15 protein-coding genes are annotated in these 16,709 nt (G+C 72.2%); 9 read left to right on the forward strand and 6 right to left on the reverse strand.

What is annotated here, in order from left to right; genetic code table 11:
- Window positions 1-64 precede the first annotated feature (64 nt).
- Entirely contained in the window at window positions 65-844 is a 780-nt protein-coding gene (locus ACZ7CD_RS18150) for a FadR/GntR family transcriptional regulator (protein WP_458431854.1), read from the reverse strand.
- 153 nt (window positions 845-997) lie between these two features.
- Here ACZ7CD_RS18150 and ACZ7CD_RS18155 point away from each other — a divergent pair, with 153 nt between their 5' ends.
- From ACZ7CD_RS18155 to ACZ7CD_RS18185, 7 genes are all read left to right on the forward strand, one after another.
- On the forward strand, window positions 998-2,269 hold the full coding sequence (locus ACZ7CD_RS18155) for an ABC transporter substrate-binding protein (RefSeq protein WP_360389280.1): 1,272 nt from the start codon (window positions 998-1,000) through the stop codon (window positions 2,267-2,269).
- A gap of 4 nt (window positions 2,270-2,273) precedes the next feature.
- On the forward strand, window positions 2,274-3,224 hold the full coding sequence (locus tag ACZ7CD_RS18160; protein ID WP_360389282.1) for a carbohydrate ABC transporter permease: 951 nt from the start codon (window positions 2,274-2,276) through the stop codon (window positions 3,222-3,224).
- Window positions 3,224-4,051: a carbohydrate ABC transporter permease gene (locus ACZ7CD_RS18165; protein WP_360389285.1), complete on the forward strand. Its 828-nt coding sequence runs from the start codon at window positions 3,224-3,226 to the stop codon at window positions 4,049-4,051. The genes ACZ7CD_RS18160 and ACZ7CD_RS18165 overlap by 1 nt, the downstream gene beginning before the upstream one ends.
- Before the next feature lies 1 nt (window position 4,052).
- Window positions 4,053-5,234, forward strand: a complete 1,182-nt coding sequence (locus ACZ7CD_RS18170; RefSeq protein ID WP_470379300.1) for a mandelate racemase/muconate lactonizing enzyme family protein — start codon at window positions 4,053-4,055, stop codon at window positions 5,232-5,234.
- A gap of 39 nt (window positions 5,235-5,273) precedes the next feature.
- Complete coding sequence (locus ACZ7CD_RS18175; protein WP_360389291.1) at window positions 5,274-5,633, forward strand: L-rhamnose mutarotase; 360 nt, start codon at window positions 5,274-5,276, stop codon at window positions 5,631-5,633.
- A gap of 74 nt (window positions 5,634-5,707) precedes the next feature.
- Entirely contained in the window at window positions 5,708-6,658 is a 951-nt protein-coding gene (locus ACZ7CD_RS18180; protein ID WP_470370477.1) for a hypothetical protein, read from the forward strand.
- Window positions 6,659-6,719: 61 nt separating this feature from the next.
- Window positions 6,720-7,130 carry a Calx-beta domain-containing protein gene (locus ACZ7CD_RS18185; RefSeq protein ID WP_360389296.1) on the forward strand — a complete coding sequence of 137 codons (411 nt, stop codon included), beginning with the start codon at window positions 6,720-6,722 and terminating at the stop codon, window positions 7,128-7,130.
- On the opposite strand, the gene ACZ7CD_RS18190 is transcribed toward ACZ7CD_RS18185, so the two are convergent.
- The gene (locus ACZ7CD_RS18190; protein ID WP_470379301.1) at window positions 7,108-9,909 is read right to left on the reverse strand and encodes an AfsR/SARP family transcriptional regulator; all 2,802 of its coding nucleotides are present in this window, start codon (window positions 9,907-9,909) and stop codon (window positions 7,108-7,110) included. The two genes, ACZ7CD_RS18185 and ACZ7CD_RS18190, sit on opposite strands and share 23 nt — an antisense overlap.
- A 190-nt stretch (window positions 9,910-10,099) precedes the next feature.
- Here ACZ7CD_RS18190 and ACZ7CD_RS18195 point away from each other — a divergent pair, with 190 nt between their 5' ends.
- On the forward strand, window positions 10,100-10,861 hold the full coding sequence (locus ACZ7CD_RS18195) for a hypothetical protein (RefSeq protein WP_470370476.1): 762 nt from the start codon (window positions 10,100-10,102) through the stop codon (window positions 10,859-10,861).
- Here ACZ7CD_RS18195 and ACZ7CD_RS18200 read toward each other — a convergent pair.
- Genes ACZ7CD_RS18200 through ACZ7CD_RS18215 form a run of 4 tightly spaced genes read right to left on the reverse strand, consistent with a single transcriptional unit; the run spans window position 10,807 to window position 15,448 of the window.
- On the reverse strand, window positions 10,807-12,528 hold the full coding sequence (locus tag ACZ7CD_RS18200) for an amylo-alpha-1,6-glucosidase (protein ID WP_470379302.1): 1,722 nt from the start codon (window positions 12,526-12,528) through the stop codon (window positions 10,807-10,809). The two genes, ACZ7CD_RS18195 and ACZ7CD_RS18200, sit on opposite strands and share 55 nt — an antisense overlap.
- A gap of 24 nt (window positions 12,529-12,552) precedes the next feature.
- Window positions 12,553-13,365: a carbohydrate ABC transporter permease gene (locus ACZ7CD_RS18205; protein ID WP_470379303.1), complete on the reverse strand. Its 813-nt coding sequence runs from the start codon at window positions 13,363-13,365 to the stop codon at window positions 12,553-12,555.
- Entirely contained in the window at window positions 13,362-14,231 is an 870-nt protein-coding gene (locus ACZ7CD_RS18210; protein WP_470379304.1) for a carbohydrate ABC transporter permease, read from the reverse strand. Before ACZ7CD_RS18210 ends, ACZ7CD_RS18205 begins: the two co-directional genes overlap by 4 nt.
- A 2-nt stretch (window positions 14,232-14,233) precedes the next feature.
- Entirely contained in the window at window positions 14,234-15,448 is a 1,215-nt protein-coding gene (locus ACZ7CD_RS18215; protein WP_470379305.1) for a sugar ABC transporter substrate-binding protein, read from the reverse strand.
- A gap of 158 nt (window positions 15,449-15,606) precedes the next feature.
- Here ACZ7CD_RS18215 and ACZ7CD_RS18220 point away from each other — a divergent pair, with 158 nt between their 5' ends.
- Entirely contained in the window at window positions 15,607-16,620 is a 1,014-nt protein-coding gene (locus ACZ7CD_RS18220) for a LacI family DNA-binding transcriptional regulator (protein ID WP_470379306.1), read from the forward strand.
- Window positions 16,621-16,709: the final 89 nt, after the last annotated feature.

Genomic DNA, 16,709 nt, shown 5'->3' on the forward strand with positions numbered 1-16,709 from the left:
TGCCTGTGGGAGGAGCGGCGCACGGCGGTGGCGGAACCGGTGTGCGCCAGGAGGTGCGAGAAGATCAGCGGTCCAGGCGGCCCGGCTCGCCCACGTCCGTGCGGCGCACGAGCCAGGCCTCGGTGATGTGGGTGAACATGGCCTCGGCGGCGCCTTCCGGGTCGTGCGCCGCGATGCGCTCGCAGATGCGGCGGTGTCCCCGGTTCGAGGCCGCGCACAGCTCGCTGTCGGTCCTGCCCGTGTAGCGGGCGGTGTTGAACACCTGGCTCTCCAACGACCGCACGACGCCTCTGGCAATGCGGTTGCCGGACGCGCGCATGATCGTGTCGTGGAAGACGTGGTCCTGCTCGCGGTAGGCGGTGGGGTCGTCCACCAGCCGGTCCATCAGGTCCACCAGGTCGCGCAGTGCGGCCACGGTGGCGTCGTCCGCGACCCGCGCGGCGACCAGGGCCATGTCGGACTCCAGCAGCCTGCGGGTGACCACCAGGTCGTCGAGGACCCCCAGCGTCTCGTCCTCGGCGACGACGGCGCCCAGCACGAGCTCGTCGAGCATGTTCCACATCGACGGCGGCGTGACCAGCGTGCCCGCTCCCTGGCGCACCTGGACGAGACCCTTCTCCTGCAACACCTTCACGGCCTCGCGGACCACCGTGCGGCTCACCGAGAACGTCTCGCACAGCACCGGCTCCGGCGGCAGCGACGTGCCCGGCGGGTGGTCGCCGCGCACGATCCGCTCCACGAGCTCGGTCGTGATCGCCCTGGCCAGGTTCGCCGGTCCGCGCACCCAGCCCGGGGCGGGGTGCGCGCCCACGGCCGCGCCCGGCCGCTGGCCTGATGCCGTCATCCGTTCCTCCGGTCGCGCTCCGCCGATGCGCTGGAGCGCGCTGCGGAGCGTACCCCGAATGACCCGTTGACGTAATACGTCATACGACTTACGTTCAGGCAGACCTCGTCGGGCCGGTCTCCCCCGGCCAACCGTCTCGGGAAGTGAGCAGCGATGAAGCAGCGCACACTGTGGTCGGCCGCCCTGGTGGTGGGTCTTGCGTTGACAGCGGGCTGCGGGAGCGCCTCCGGGCCGGGCACGTCCTCCGGCGGTGCGAGCGACAAGCTCGTGGTGTGGGACTGGAAGTCCGGTGACGCCAAGACGCGCGGCTACGTCGAGAAGGCCAAGGCCGACTTCGCGAAGAAGCACCCCGGCGTGCAGGTCGAGTTCGTGGCGCAGCCGTTCGACCAGTACTACACGCTGCTCGGCGCGGCCATCCAGGCGGGCAAGGGACCGGACGTGGTCCTGTTCAACGGCGGCGGCCAGATCCGCGACCGCTCCGACGCGCTCGCCCCGCTCGACTCCTTCGTCTCCGAGGACCGCGGCCGCTTAGCGGGCTGGGACGCGTTCACCGACAAGGGCAAGGTCTACGCCGCACCGGTGACCCTGCAGGGCCACCCGATCTACTACAACAGGGACCTCTACCAGAAGGCCGGGCTCAACCCCGACTCCCCCGCGAAGACCTGGGACGACTTCGTGCGCGACTGCGGCGTCATCACCCAGAAGACCGGCGCGAAGTGCTTCGCGCTGGGCAACAAGGAGGGCATCGGGATCCAGTTCTTCCTGTCCGCCATGGGATCGGCCGTCCTGACGCCGCAGGAGTACGACGCCTGGATCGCCGGCAAGCGCGACTGGTCCTCACCGGACGTCAAGAAGGTCTTCGAGCTGTGGAAGCAGACCGGCGACAGCGGGCTGAACACCGACGGCGCCAACTCGACCGCCATGTTCAACGACGCGTTCGCCGCCTTCAACGCCGCCAAGGCCGCCAACGTCATCGGCCTGATGTCGGACGTGGGGCACTGGAAGGACTTCGCCGAGTTCCTCACCCCGGAGAAGGTCGGCGTCCGGCCCGCACCCCTGGTCAACCCGGCCGCGCAGCCGAGCCTGGCCTACGACGGCGGCATCGGCTACGCCGTCGCGAAGTGGACGAAGGACCAGGGGGTCGCCGCCGACCTCGTCCGGTCGCTGACCTCCACCGAGGCGCTGAAGGCGTTCTACCTCGACGGCGGCGCGATCGCGGCCGACACGACGATCGACACCGCAGCCGGCGGCCCCGCGGTCAAGACCATCGTCGGCGAGGTGAAGTCGGGCAAGCCCGCCCTGCACGTGGCGTTGTCGTCCAAGACGGTCGACCTCATGGGCCGGCTCTCGCAGCAGCTGCTCAGCGGCTCGGCCACGGTGGACGAGGTGCTGCAGCAGCTCGCGGCCTCCGACAAGACGGGCTGACGGCGTGACGGCACCCTCCCTCTCGCCCGCGGGCCCGGCCACCACCGGGCCCGTCCGGCCCGCTGCCCCGCCCACCCGGCGACGCCGCGGTGGCCCGCGGTCCGAGCGCCTGGCTCCCCTGGTGCTGCTGGCCCCGGCCGTCCTGGTGATCGTCGGGCTGCGGCTGTGGCCGCTGGTGCTGGGGATCAACTTCTCCTTCACCGGCGACGGCGACCGCAACGGCCAGGCCGTCGGGTTCGCCAACTACCTGGCGTTGCTCGACGACCCGCTGTTCCGCACGGCGCTGCGCAACGTGGGCCTGCTCGTGCTGCTGCTGCCGGTGGCCGTGGCGGTCCCCGGGCTGCTCGCGACGTTCATCTTCCTGAAGGTGCCCGGCCACCGCGTCTACCGCGGCGTGTACTTCTTCCCCGCCGTGCTGTCCCCGGTGATCGTCGGCGCGATCTTCACGCTGCTGCTGGCGTTCGACGGCCCGGTCAACGCGCTGCTCGGCCTCGCGGGCCTCGGGCCGGTGGACTGGCTGGGCGACCCCGGCGTGGCGATCTTCGCGGTCGTCGGTGTGCACGTGTGGGCGACGTTCGGCATGGGGCTGGTGGTGTTCCTGGCCGGGTTCGCGACCCTCGACCGCTCGCTGCTCGACGCCGCCGAGGTGGACGGCGCGTCGTTGGTGCAGCGGATCCGGCACGTGGTCGTGCCCGGCCTGTCCCGCACGATCCAGTTCGTCTTCGTCACGACGATGATCGGGCTGCTGACGTCGATGTTCGGCCTGGTGTACGTGATGACGAGCGGTGGCCCGGAGGGGTCGACCTACCTGCCCGAGTACTACGTGTGGATCCAGCAGGGGCAGCTGAACCAGCCCGCGCTCGCCTCCGCGGCCTCCACGGCGCTGTTCCTGATCATGCTCGTGGTGGGGCTGGCCCAGGTCGCGGTCCTGCGGCGCACCGGGAGGGACGACTGATGACCGGTTCCCGGCTGAGCAGGTGGGTGGTCGCGGTCCCGATGGCGCTGCTCGCGCTGGCCACGGTCTACCCGCTGGTGTTCACGGCCAACGTGGCGGTGAAGACGCGGCGCGAGTACGTGCTCGACCGGTTCTCCCCCGCCGGCTCCTTCAGCCTCGACAACGTCGTCAAGGCGTGGACCAGCGTCGGGATGTCGCGCTACTTCCTCAACTCGGTGGTCGTCGTGACCTGTTCGGTCGCGCTGCTGCTGCTGCTCGGGTCGATGGCGGGTTTCGCGTTGGCCCGGCTGCGGTTCCGCGGTTCCTCCGCGCTGTTCCTGGGCGTGCTGGCGGCGTTGTTCATCCCGTTCCAGGTGATCATGGTGCCGCTGGCGCGGATCATGGCCGACACCGGGCTCGTCGACACCTACCCGGGGCTGGTGCTGGCCTACGTGGCGCAGTTCCTGCCGTTCACGATCTTCCTGCTGACGAGCTACTACTCGACCGTGCCGGCGGAGATCGTGGACGCCGCGCGGATCGACGGGAACTCCGTCTACGGCGTCTACTGGCGGATCATGCTGCCGATCGGCGCGCCCGCGCTGCTGTCGGTCGGGGTGCTCAACGCGCTCTTCTGCTGGAACGACGTGCTCATCGCGCTGCTGGTGATGCCGTCGGCCGAGCACCGCACGCTGATGGTGGGCGTGACGTCGTTGCGCGGGCAGTACTCCGACGACATCCCCACGTTCGCCTCCGGCGTGCTCATCGCCGCGGTCCCCGTCCTGCTCGTCTACCTCTTCCTGCAACGACAGATCGCCGACGGGGTCACCGCCGGGTCGACGAAGGGCTGACATGCGCATCACTGGTCTGCGGACCCTCACCACGGTCCAGGACTGGGGCCGCCCGGTCGGGGACGCCAACGGCGTCCACCCCGACGGCCTGGTCCGGGTCCCCGTCGTCGTCGTGGAGACCGACACCGGCCTGACCGGGGTCGGGCTCGGCCCGCACGTGGAGGCCGACACCGTCTTCGCCGCCATCGAGGGCGAGGACCCGCGTTCGGTCACCGCCCTCTACGACCGGATGCTGCGCCGGGTGTTCAAGGCGGGCCACGCCGGCGCGGTCTTCGGCACGATCGGCGCGGTCGACACCGCGTTGTGGGACATCAAGGCGCAGGCGGCGGGCGAACCGCTGTGGCGGCTGCTCGGGGGCCGTGACCGCCGTGTGCCCGCCTACGCCTCCGGGCTGTGCGTCGCGCTGCCCGATGACGAGCTGGTCGCGGTGTACCAGGAGTACGCCGCGCACGGGCTGCGCGCGGCGAAGCTCAAGGGCGGCCTCGACGTGGACCGCGACCGGCACCGCCTCGCCCTGGTCCGCGACGTCCTCACCGAGGCGGGCGGCGGCGCCCGGCCCAGCCTGATGCTGGACGTCAACGAGACCTGGACGCGCAAGCAGGCGGTCCGCTACGTCAGCGAGCTGGAACGCACCTTCGACCTGACCTGGGTCGAGGAACCGGTGCGGCGCTGGGACGTCGAGGGCCACGCGGCGGTCGGGCGCGGCATCCGCGCGTCGGTCGCCACCGGCGAGAACCTCACCGGACTCGAACAGCACCGCCCGCTGATCGCCGCCGGTGCCGTCGACGTCGTGCAGACCGCCGCCGTCTGGGGGATCACGCACTTCCTGCGGGTCGCCGCGCTGGCCCACGCCCACGACCTGCCGGTGAGCCCGATCGGCACGAGCCCGGTGGGGCTGCTGCACGCCGCCGCGTCCGTGCCCAACCACCTGGTGAGCGAACTGCAGGACCTCCGCCCGCCGGTGGGCGTGGAGATCGACCTGACCGTGGCGGACGGGGCGTACGTCCTGGGCGAGACCCCCGGCCTCGGGCTGCGCGTCGACGAGGAGAGGATCGCCGCGGCCGGTGACCTGCGGCCCGCTGCCCTGTCCGGTGGCCCGCACATCCGGCCCGAACGCGCCGGGCACCGCCTGCACGCGGTGGAGGTCGGGCAGGACGTGGAAAGTCCCGTGCTCAACGCGTAGAACGAAGACCCCGCCGCCCGCGAAGGAGAGCTCCCCCGCATGGAACCACAGCGCTTCGGCATGCTGATCCGGCTGCGCCCGGAGAAGCGCGAGGAGTACCTGGAGCTGCACTCGGCCGTCTGGCCCGCGGTCGAGCAGACGCTGCTCGACGCGAACATGCGCAACTTCACGATCTTCCTGCACGGCGACCTGCTGTTCGGCTACTACGAGTACGTCGGCGACGACCACGACGCCGACCAGGCCCGCATCGCGGCGGACCCGGAGACGCAACGGTGGTGGACGTTCACCGACCCGTGCCAGGAGTCGCTGGCGGAGCCGGACTCCGGGCACTGGTGGGTGCCGATGCGGGAGGTGTGGCACCTCTCCGGCCCCGGCGGACAGGCAGCGCCGGCCGGCTGACAACAGCACGACAACCGCTCCACAACAGCGCGCCGGTACTCCTTCGGTAGCAGAGCACAACCGAGGAGGACATGGTGAGAACCAAGCTGGCCGCGATGGTGGTCGCACTTCTCTCGATCGTGGGGCTCGCCGTCGTGCCGACGGCGAACGCCACACCGGCCTACCGCGACGTCTACATCCGCGACAACGGCAGCGACATCGGCAACGAACCCAGCAGCGGCAGCATCTACCACAGCCCCGACATCCGGGTCTGCTACACGCCGACGCCGTGCGCGACCTCGCAGCAGCCGATCGTGGGCGCGACCAACTACGTGTTCGTCAACCTGCGCCGCAAGCCGAACGGCCTCGGCAACGTGGACGGCGCCCTGCACCTGTACCGCAGCAACCTCGGCGGCGGCACGGCGTGGCCGGGCGGCTGGACCTACATCGGCGGCGTGGGCGCGAGCGTGCCGGTCAGCGGCTCGACCGTGATGATCACCTGGCCCGGCTGGAACGTGCCCGGTCCCGCGCACTTCTGCCTGCTCGCCCGCTGGGTGTCCAGCGCCGACCCGATGACGTTCGCCGAGGGGTCCAACACGCAGCTCAACGCCCAGCGCAACAACAACATCGCGTGGCGCAACGTCGACTCGGTGCGGGTCCTCCCCGGCCGGCCGATCACCCGGCCGTACACGATCGGCAACCCGGAGGCGTTCGACACCAGGCAGGCGCTGGTGCTGGAGCAGCCGGAGCGGCAGTTCACCGGCACGGTGACGGTCGACCTCGGCCCTGACCTCGCCGCCAGGTGGAAGGCGACCGGTCAGCGGGGCACCGGTGTGCGGCAGGTCGGTGAGACGCAGTTCCAGGTCGTCGAGCCGAAGCTCGCCCGCTTCGAAGGGCTCACGCTCAAGGCGGAGGAGCGGATTCAGATCGGCGTGACCTTCGCGACCGACGTGGAGGCCGCACCGGCGGTGCTGGAGGTGCACCAGATCGACGCGCAGGGCCTCGACCTCGGTGGTGCGCAGTACCGGATCAACGACAAGGAGTGAGTATCAGCCCCGGCGGGTCCGACTCCGTTGAACGGAGACGGACCCGCCGAAGGGGTGGTCAATGAAGACGATCATGGTGTTGTTGCTCCTGTTGCTGGGAGTCGTGCCTGCACACGGAGCACCGGACTGCAACCCGCCCGACTGCCCGGTGGTGGTGGACGCGCAGGACGGGCCGGTGCACGAGAAGACGGGTCCGTACGCGGCGACGCTGGCACTGCGCTACGGCGCCACGCAGGAGAACGTCGAGGTGTCGTACCGGTTCGTGGACGGCACCGCGAAGCAGGGCGAGGACTACCGGTCCGCGCAGGGCGGAACGGTCACGATCAAGGCCGGTCAGAGCTACGCCCAGGTGCCCTACACGGTGTTGCGGGTCGGTGCCCAGCAGAAGCAGTTCACCCTGCAGATCACCGCAGTGAGACCGGGTCAGGTCGGCAAGGCGGTCGCGGTGTTCACGATCGGCGGCACGAGGTGAACAGCCTGAGCGCCTGAGCCCAGTGGCGCAGGGCCTCGGTCCACCGCCCGCACCGGCCCTCCAGGTCGGCGCACGAGCGGTGGACCGAGGCCTCCTCGAAGGCGTCCGGCGCCTGGGCGCGGGCGGTCAGCGCGGCCGCGAGGTGGTCGCGGGCGGCGGCGAGGTCGCCCAGGGCGAGCGCGGTCTCGCCGAGCTGGTGCAGCGCGTAGGCCTCGCGGTGGCGGTCGCCCAGTGCCCGGCAGATCGACAACGCACCGGTCAGGTGCTCCCGCGCCACCGCCGGATCGCCGAGTGCGAGCTGCGTGACGCCGAGGTGGGTGAGCGCGTCGGCCTCGAAGCGGTGGTCGGTGACCTCGCGGCTGATCCGCAGCGCGTCCCCGAAGTAGCGCAGCGCCGGTGCCCGGTCGGCGAGCTGGTGGAAGGCGTTGCCCAGCGACATCAGGGTCGCCGCCTCCAGCCGGGAGTTCCCCTCCGCGCGGAAGGTCTCCAGCGCCGCGAACAACGGCCCGACCGCGCGGTCCGCCCGGCCCATCCGCACGCAGGTGTAGCCGAGGTTGCGCCGCGCCAGCGCCACGCCCACCGCGTCACCCGCCGCGCCGTGCACCCGCATGGCGGCCTCGTAAGACTCCAGCGCCCGGTCGAACTCGCGCAGCTCGGAGTGCGCGTTGCCGATGTTGTTGTGCAGCCGGGCCTCCCCGCGCAGGTCGCCGGCCTCCTGGACGAGCGCGAGCGCCTGCCGCTGCACCACCATGGCCTCCGCGATGCGCGAGGTCATCTGCAACGCGATCCCCAGGCCGCGCAACATCTCCGCCTCCGCCCGCCGGTCACCGAGCGCGCGGGCGGCCGCGACGGCGTGCTCGCACTGCTCCACGCGCGCCGCCCAGTTGCCGCGCGCCTCGAAGTAGCTCGTCAGCAGGTACGCCAGTTGCCAGGTCTCCCGCCGCAGACCGGCGTTCGCGGCCAGCCGGATGACGTGCAGCAGGTTGTCGCGCTCGGCGTCGAGGTGGGCCAGCACCTCGACGCGGTCGGCCGCGAACGGCAGGTCGTCGCACGGCGGGCGGGTCACGAGGTCGTGGCGCGGGTTGAGCACCGCGTTGGCCGCGTGCGCGATCGTCAGGTACCGGTCGAGCAGGCGTTCCAGCCCGTCGCCGAGGTCACCGCTCTGCCGGGCGAACAGCCGGACCAGGTCGTGCAGCGCGTACCGGCCGGCGCCGACCTCGCTGACGAGGTGCGACGCGACCAGCTCGTCGAGCCCCGGTCCCAGCGCGTCGGCGAGGTCGGCGGGGAAGCTGGCCCCCGGGTGCTCGCCGAGCACGCGGAACAGGCGGGCCGCCTGCGGGCTGAGCGTGCGGTGCGCGCTCGCGAACACCGTGCGGACGGTGCGGTCGTCGCCCTCGACCGCCAGCACGTCGAGCGGGTCGTTGCGGGTCAGCTCCCGCACCAGGTCGGCGATCCGCCTGCCGGGTCGCACCGCGAGCCGCGCCGCCGCGATCCGCAGCGCGAGCGGCAACCGTCCGCAGTGGACGGCGAGGGCCGAGGTCGCGTCGGACTCCGCGTGCACCCGCTGCGCGCCGAGGATGTCGGCGAGCAGGTCGTGCGCCTCCGGTTCGCTCAGCAGGCCGAGGCGCACCGTGTGCACGGCGTGGTGCGTGCCGAGCGCGGAGAGCGTGTCGCGGCTCGTGACCAGCAGCAGGTTGCCCTGGTCGCCGGGCACGAGCGGCAGCACGTCCCGCGCGCGGCGGACGTCGTCGAGCACGATCAGCAGCCGTTTGCCGTGGGTGAGCGTCCGGTACAGCGCGGCCGGGTCGGCGGGTGTCCGGTCAGCGGGGACACCGAGCGCGTGCAGCACCTCGGCCAGCGCCTGGGCGGGCGTGAGCCGTTGCAGGTCCAGGAACACCTGCCCGTCGGGGAACCGGTCGGCGACCCGGTGCGCCCACTCGACCGCGAAGGTGGTCTTGCCGACGCCGGCGACACCGGAGACCACGACGATCGGCGGCAGGCCGGCCAGTGCGGCGAGCTCGGCGGCCCGGCCGGTGAAGTGCCCGGCACGGGCGGGCAGCTGGGCCGGTCTCGCGGTGCGCGTGGCGGGTTTCGCGCTGTGCAGGGAGGGGTCGCGCCGCAGAACGGCGGTGTGCAGGGCGCTCAGCTCGGGACCGGGGTCGGCGCCGAGCTCGTCGGCGAGCCGGGATCTGAGGCGCTGGAACGCTTCAAGCGCGTCCGCGTGCCTCCCGTCCAGGTGCAGCGCCCGCATCAGCAGGCCGACGAGCCGTTCCCTGGTCGGGTGGCTCACCACCAGCCGTTCCAGCTCGCTGATCGCGTCCTGGCGGTCGAGCCGCTGCGCCCAGTGCGCCTCCAGGGCGGTGAGCCGCTGCTCGCGCAACCGGCCGATCTCCGCGCGGCCCCACCCGAACAGCTCGGTGCCGCCCAGCGGTTCGCCCCGCCACAGCGCCAGGTCCCTGGTCCGCTCGAACCGGTCGGCGTCCACGGAGGCGTCCAGCCGGTAGCCGCCGGGACCGGTGACGAGCGCGCCGGGCATCCCGCAGTCCGCGAGCGCCTGCCGCACCCGTGCGACGTGGCTGTGCAACGACCGCACGGCCGTGCGCGGCGGATCGTCCCCCCACAGCACGTCCACCAGGCGGTCGACGGAAACCGGTGTGCCGGCGCGGAGGGCGAGCACCGCCACGACGCTGCGCTGGCGGACGCCGTTCAGCTCGGCCCGGCCGAGCGGGCCGCACACCTCCACCGGCCCGAGGATCCGGACCTCGCCACGTCCGCCCACGTGCCGCACGGTAGCGGGCCGGACACCCCCGGCGGCAGCGCTGAACCGGGCAAACCGCCCGCATTCACGAATCTGCCGGTCACGTCCGCGTATGGCTCGCCCGGCCGCCCCCGTCGAATTCGACGCGAAGATCGCGGGCCGGAAGTCCTTTGCTGGCACCGTTTGCGGCCGATCTCGTAGATTGCCGGGCATGCCTTTGCGGAAAGCGATGTCCGTGGTCCTGGCCCTCCCCCTCCTGCTGGCGGGCCTGCCGTCCGCGACCGCGCACACCCGCTCGTGCGCCCGCGCGGACCTGCTGTTCTGCGAGGACTTCCAGTCCGTGCCGCTGGGCGGCGCGACCAGCCTGCGGTGGGGCGTCGACACCCGGCACGGCACGCTGACCGTGGAGAAGGCGGCCCGCGGCCAGCGGGTGCTGCACGTGCACACCGAGGCCAACGGCCGCGCGTTCCTGCGGGTCGACGACTTCTCCGCACCGGGCAACAGCTTCTACGGCCGGATGCGGCTGAAGGTGGACGCCTTCCCGAAGAAGCCCGACTGGGCGCACTACACCCTCGTCGAGGCCACCGGCCAGGGCAGCGCGGAGGTCGTGCGACCGCTGGGCGGCCAGTACGTGCCCACGTCCGGCCGCGCGCTGTGGGGCGTCGGTGCCGACGGCGGCCCGACCGGTGACTGGACGAACTGGCGGGAGTCCGCGCCCTCGCGCGAGGACGTGTGGCAGTGCGTCGAGTGGCGGATGGACGCCCCCGACAACCGCGTCGAGCTGTGGTTCGACGGCAAGCCGCAACCCGACCTGACCGTCTCGACCCGCTCGCACGGCGGCAACCCGGTGGACTTCGTGTTCCCGGCGTTCGACACGGTGAAGATCGGGTGGCAGCTCTACCAGCCCAACGACGGCGCCTACGACCTGTGGGTCGACGACATCGCACTGGGGTCGCGCCGCGTGGGCTGCTGACCGACGGCACGGCGCTCCGCGAGCAGCAGGTAGGCGGCCGCGGTCCAGGTGTAGGCGCGGTCGCGCAGCCCCTCCCCCGTCAACGCGTCGAAGTTCTCGGCGAACCCCGACTTCTCGCACGTGGCCAGGAACCGGGCGCTCACCAGGTCGGCCAGCTCCACCGCGCCGCCGCGGCGCAGGCCGTCCTCGACGAGCACGGTGGCGGGCGCCCACACCGGTCCGCGCCAGTAGCCGTCGGGTTCGTACCAGGGCGAGTCCGGCCGTTCGGTGGCCGGCCCGACGGACGTGAGGTGCGCGGCCACCCCGGCGCAGAGGTGCTCGAACACCTCGCGCGGCAGGTGTTCGCCCAGCACGACGGGCATCAGGTCGAGCAGGCTCGCGCTGCGCCGTTTCGTGCCGCTCGCGACGCCCTGGCTCACGAAGTGGTCGCCGTGCCACAGCTCGTCGAGCAGGGCCGTCAGCAGCTCGTCGGCCTGCTCGGACCAACGGGCGGAGTTCTCGCCGGTCTCGGCGGCGAGGACGGCGAGCTCCCGGCACTGCAGCACCAGGAACGCGGCCAGGTCAGGTGAGCGGACCAGGCGTTCCTCGCGGAACACCGTCGAGTTGTCCCAGCCGCTGTCGTTGCCGTGCTCGTAGTGCGGCAGGCGGCTGCCGGGTGCGCGGCGGTGGTCGAGCCAGAACGAGGTCCACGCGGACAGCTGGCGGTAGGCGGTTCCCACGTCCGGCAGCCCGCCGGGGAGGCGGTGGCGCAGCAGGGAGAGCGCCCAGCCGTGGATCGGCGGCTTGACGAAGTTGCGCAGCACCTCGGAGTGCGTGACGGAGTCGGGCAGCGCGCCCTCGGCGTCCTGGTGGTCGAACACCACCTGGAACTGCTGCCACGCGAGCTCCGGCGCGCCACCGGCCAGCGCCAGCGCGGTGAAGCAGTGGTCCCAGCTCCACACCTTGTCCATCCAGTGCTTCGACATCAGCACGGCCGGGCGACGCACGAACCCGGCCGGGCGCACGGTGGCCGACCAGAGCACGTAGGCGGCCAGCTCGGCGGCCGGGACGTGGTCGTCGCGCCACGGTGCCACGGCGTCGGCGAACCGGGTGAACTCCTCGTGCACGGCCGTCACGTCCTCGGCGAAGGTCGTGACGGGTGAGAACGGCGCGCGGGCCGTGCCGATCTCCTCGACCAGCAGCTCCCACGGTTCCTCCGCGCTCAGCACCACCGCCCGCCGCGCCGCGCCGAGCGCCTGGTCGCCCGCCTGGTCCCACCGTCCGGACAGGACGGTCAGGCGCAGCCGGTGGCCGGTCTCGTAGGAGGTGAAGACCAGTCCACCGGCCGGGTCGGCGAAGAAGTACGTGCCGGTGAACGGGGTCAGCGCCGGTTCGGCGGCGCTGAGCTCCAGTCCGGTGCCGGTGCCCGAGATCCGCAGGACGTCCGGTGCCGAGAACACCGCGGTGACCCGGCCCTGCCCGGTGCTCCAGGTGAGGGTCGCGGGATCGGCGGTCACCTCGGCCGGCGCCGGCACGGGAACCAGGCGCAGCAACGGGTGCATGCCGTTGCGGTGCGAGACGAGGTGCACGTCGTCGGCGTAGGTGGCCAGTCCCACCACCGGGGAGAGGCCGAACCAGGCGCCGGACCGGCTGAAGGGGATCTCGCGCACGGAGAACTCGGTTGCCACGGCGTTCCTCTCGGTCCTTCGAACTCAGTCCTTCACGGCGCCGGAGGTGACCCCGGCGGCCACGTAGCGCTGGGCCAGCACGAGCAGCACGGCGGCCGGCACCGACGCGACCACGGCGGTGGCCATGATCGCGTTCCACTCCTGGTTGTTGTTGCCGATGTAGCGGTAGATGCCGAGCGTCAACGGCTGCCAGGCGCCACCGGAGTCGAGGGTCGCGGCGAACACGAAGTCCGACCACGCCCACAGGAACGCGAACAGCGCCGCGGTCACCAGGCCGTTGCGGCTCGCGGGCAGCACCACCGAGACGAACGTGCGCCACGGTCCCGCGCCGTCGATGCGGGCGGCCTGCAGCAGCTCGTCCGGCACCGCCGCGATGAACGACGTCAGGACCAGCACCGCGAACGGCACCGCCACCGTCGAGTCGGCGAAGACGAGGCCCCACACCCTGTTCGTGATGCCCAGCCGCACGTAGAGCCCGTAGAAGCCGAGCGCCATGATGATCCCGGGGACCATCTGCGCGACCAGCAGCACGAACCCGAGCACGCGCCGCCCGGTCGGCCACAGCTTCGCCAGCGCGTACGCGGCCGGCGCGGCCAGCAGCAGGGTGAGCACGACGGTGCCCAGCGCGACCAGCAGGCTGGTGCCGAAGTACGGCAGCTGTTCGTGCAGCACCCGCCGGTAGCCCTCCAGCGTGGGTGAGGCCGGGAACAGGTTCGGCGGCGACTTCCGCATCTCCCCCGCCGGGGTCAGGGAAACCGCGACCATCCAGTAGACCGGGAACAGCATCACCGCGGTCAGCCCCAGACCGGCCCACGTGCGCCACGACCGGGCCCTCATCCGCGCTCCTGCACCCGCGCGTAGCAGAGCCCGGCCACCAGCGAGACGAGGATCAGCACGGTCCCCACGGCGGCGCTGGGCCCGAACCGCGGCAGCGCGCCACCGAAGCCGAGCTCGTAGGACCAGGTCGCGAGCGTCGTCGACGAGCCGCTCGGCCCGCCCCTGGTCATGACCCAGATCAGGTCGAACACCTTGAGCGTGTAGACCAGCCCGAGCAGCAGCGTGATCGCGGAGACCGGCCGCAGCATGGGGAACGTGACGTGCCGGAACGTCTGCCAGCCGCTCGCACCGTCCAAAGCGGACGCTTCGTGCACCTCGGGCGGGATCGTGCGCAGGCCGCTGTAGAGCACCACGAGGTTGAACGGCACGCCGATCCAGATGTTGGCGATGGTCACCGACACCAGCGACCACGACGGGGAGGTCAGCCAGTTCACCGGGTCGAGGCCGACCGCCGCCAGTGCCGCGTTGACCAGACCCGACTCGCTGTTGAGCAGCCACGCCCAGGTCGACGCCGACACGATCAGCGGCAGCAGCCACGGCACGAGGAACAACGCGCGCAACGTCGCCGACAGCGGGAAGTCGCGGGCGAAGAACACCGCCAGCGCCAGGCCGATCGTGTACTGGAAACCCAGCGACACGACCGTGAACAGCACCGTGTTCAGCACCGCCGTGCGGAACGTCGGGTCGGCGAACACCGCCACGTAGTTGTCGAGCCCGACGAACGGCGCGCCACCGCGGACGAACGTCCGCACGGTGTAGCCGCGCAGGCTCAGCTCCACCGTGGTGTACAGGGGGTACGCGTAGGAGATCAGCAGGTACGCGCTGAGCGGGGCCGCGAACGCCCAGGCTGCGAGCCGTGCGCGCACGGCTACTTCGCGGCGGCCGCGGTGGCCTGGGCGTCCTTCAACGCGGCCTCCGGTGTCTTGGCGCCGGTGAGCGCGGCCTGCACCGCACCCCACAGCGGTTGCGAGATGCGCGGGTAGCGGGTGCCGAGGTTGTCGCCGGTGCGCCCCTTGGCGGCGTTCACCGCGGCCACCCACACCGCCAGCTCGGGCAGGGCGGCCACCTGCTGCTCCTGCACCGACCGCACGGTGGAGACGTAGGTCAGGGCGGTGTCGGCGGCGAGCACGCGTTCCGGGCTCGTGAGGCAGGCGGCGATCTGCCCGGCCTTGGTCTCGGTGGCCTTGTCGTCCTGCACGGGCACGGTCACGAACTCGCCTCCCGTCGGCGCGGGCGCGGTGCCGCCGGTGCGACCCGGGATCGCGATGACGCCGTACTCGAAGCCGGTCTTCTTCGCGTTCTGCAGCTGCCAGGTGCCGTTCTCGGCGAAGGCGTACTCGCCGGTGGCGAACTCCTGCCAGCTGGTGGTCTGGGTGTTGCCGATGACCGAGTTGGGCGCGAAACCCTGGTCCAGCCACGACTTCCACAGCGTCAGCGCGCTGACGGCCTGGGTGGAGCCGAGGTCGGTGAGCGCGGCGCCCGAACCCCAGAACCACGGCAGGAACTGGAAGGTGCCCTCCTCGGTGCCGATCGCGGAGAACGTGATGCCCTTCTTGCCCGCCGCCTTCACCTTGGCCAGCGCGGTGGTGAGGGCCGCCCAGTCCGTGATCGCCGCGGGCTCGACACCGGCGGCGGCGAGCACGGACCTGTTGTAGTAGAGCGCCAAAGTGTTGGCACCGATGGGAACGCCGTAGGTCTGCCCGTCGAGCGCACCGGCCGACACGAGGTTGGGCGCCGCCGCGGACGCGTCGAGGCCGACCTCGGAGTTGGGCCGCAGCACGCCGCCCTCGGCGAGCGTCGACACCACGGGGTTGTCGACGACCAGGACGTGCGGCGCCGTGCGCTGCTGTGCGGCGAGCAGCACCTTGCCGGTCAGGTCGGTGGTGTCGAAGGACTGCCGCCGCACCTCGACGCCGGCCTCGGAACCGCACCGGTCGACGGTGCGCGCCCACTCGGAGCCGGCGGTGAACTGCGGGTAGGGGTCCCAGACGGAGAACACGTCCGGCGCGCCCGCGCTCGGCGCCGAGGTGCACGCGGTCACGGCCAGGCCGGCCGCGAGGAGGGTCAGGGCTGCGCGTCGCATGAGGTGGTCCTCCCTGCCGGCCCCGTCGCCGGCAATCATCGAACCGGTTCGATTTTCGAGCAGCCGCGCCAACGTAGCCGTCTCGGCTGACCGCGTGCAAGAGGCGGTGGCCTACAGTGTCGACTGTCGAATCGGTTCCTTCGACGAGGGGAAGCGGCATGAACATCGGCGAGATCGCCCGGCGGGCCGGGGTCTCCCGCAGCACCGTGTCGTACGCGCTGAGCGGCAAGCGGCCGGTGTCCGCGGCGACCGTCCGGCGGATCAACGACGTCATCGCCGAGCTCGGCTTCCGGCCCAACGCCAGCGCTCGCGCCCTCGCCGAAGGCCGCACCAGGACGCTCGGCCTGGTGATCCCGCCCGCGAGCACCCGGCTGACCGACGTGCAGCTGAGCTTCGTCGCGAGCGTCGTCGAGGCGGCCGCCGCGCACGACCACGACGTGCTGCTCTCCCCCAGCGGCGGCGACCACGACCGCTCGTTCGACCGCGTGGTGACCGGCCGCAGGGTCGACGGGGTGATCTTGATGGAGATCCTGCTGCACGACCCGCGCGTCGAGCGCCTGACCAGCACCGGCCTGCCGTTCGTGACGATCGGCCACGTCGCGGACCCGGCCGCCTCCTGGTGGGTCGACGTCGACTACGGCGGCCTGATCAGCCGCTGCGTGCGGCACCTCGCCGACCTCGGGCACCGCGACATCGTGCTGGTCAACCGCTCCGCCGAGCTGGTCGCGTCCGGCTACGGCCCGGCGGTGCGCGCGACGGCCGCGTTCCTGCGGACCGCCGCGGAGTGCGGCCTGATCGCCCACGACGTGTGCTGCTCCGACGACCCGGCCGCCGGCGTGGCGTGCTTCGAGCAGATCCGGGCGGACTGGCCGGAGGTGACGGCGGCCGTGACGATCAACGAGGCCGCACTGCCCGGCGTGCAGCGCGCGTTGCACGCGGCCCGCCTCGACGTGCCCCGCGACTTCTCGCTCACCGGCGTGATCGCCGACCGGCTCGCCGAGGACTTCCACCCGCCGCTGACCGCCGCCGACGTGCCCGCGGGGCAGATGGCGCGGCTCGCGGTCGACCTGCTGTTGGAGCAGATCGCCGACCCGACGGCCACGCCGCGGCACGCGCTGCTGGCGCCGTCGATCACGCTGCGGTCGAGCACCGGGGCGCGCCGCAGCGGCTGAGCCTCGACCTGCGGTCGGCGCGCGGAACGGGCGGTCCGGCCAGGGCGCCTCTGCGCGAGACGAACGGCGCGGCTCGCCGCGCTGCATCC

Source organism: Lentzea sp. NPDC036949 (assembly GCF_055608075.1).

Coding starts and splice junctions, on each gene's coding strand:
- ACZ7CD_RS18150 (WP_458431854.1), bottom strand. CDS start 844: ATGACGGCATCAGGCCAGCGGCCGGGCGCGGCCGTGGGCGCGCACCCC.
- ACZ7CD_RS18155 (WP_360389280.1), top strand. CDS start 998: ATGAAGCAGCGCACACTGTGGTCGGCCGCCCTGGTGGTGGGTCTTGCG.
- ACZ7CD_RS18165 (WP_360389285.1), top strand. CDS start 3,224: ATGACCGGTTCCCGGCTGAGCAGGTGGGTGGTCGCGGTCCCGATGGCG.
- ACZ7CD_RS18170 (WP_470379300.1), top strand. CDS start 4,053: ATGCGCATCACTGGTCTGCGGACCCTCACCACGGTCCAGGACTGGGGC.
- ACZ7CD_RS18175 (WP_360389291.1), top strand. CDS start 5,274: ATGGAACCACAGCGCTTCGGCATGCTGATCCGGCTGCGCCCGGAGAAG.
- ACZ7CD_RS18185 (WP_360389296.1), top strand. CDS start 6,720: ATGAAGACGATCATGGTGTTGTTGCTCCTGTTGCTGGGAGTCGTGCCT.
- ACZ7CD_RS18195 (WP_470370476.1), top strand. CDS start 10,100: ATGCCTTTGCGGAAAGCGATGTCCGTGGTCCTGGCCCTCCCCCTCCTG.
- ACZ7CD_RS18205 (WP_470379303.1), bottom strand. CDS start 13,365: ATGAGGGCCCGGTCGTGGCGCACGTGGGCCGGTCTGGGGCTGACCGCG.
- ACZ7CD_RS18215 (WP_470379305.1), bottom strand. CDS start 15,448: ATGCGACGCGCAGCCCTGACCCTCCTCGCGGCCGGCCTGGCCGTGACC.
- ACZ7CD_RS18220 (WP_470379306.1), top strand. CDS start 15,607: ATGAACATCGGCGAGATCGCCCGGCGGGCCGGGGTCTCCCGCAGCACC.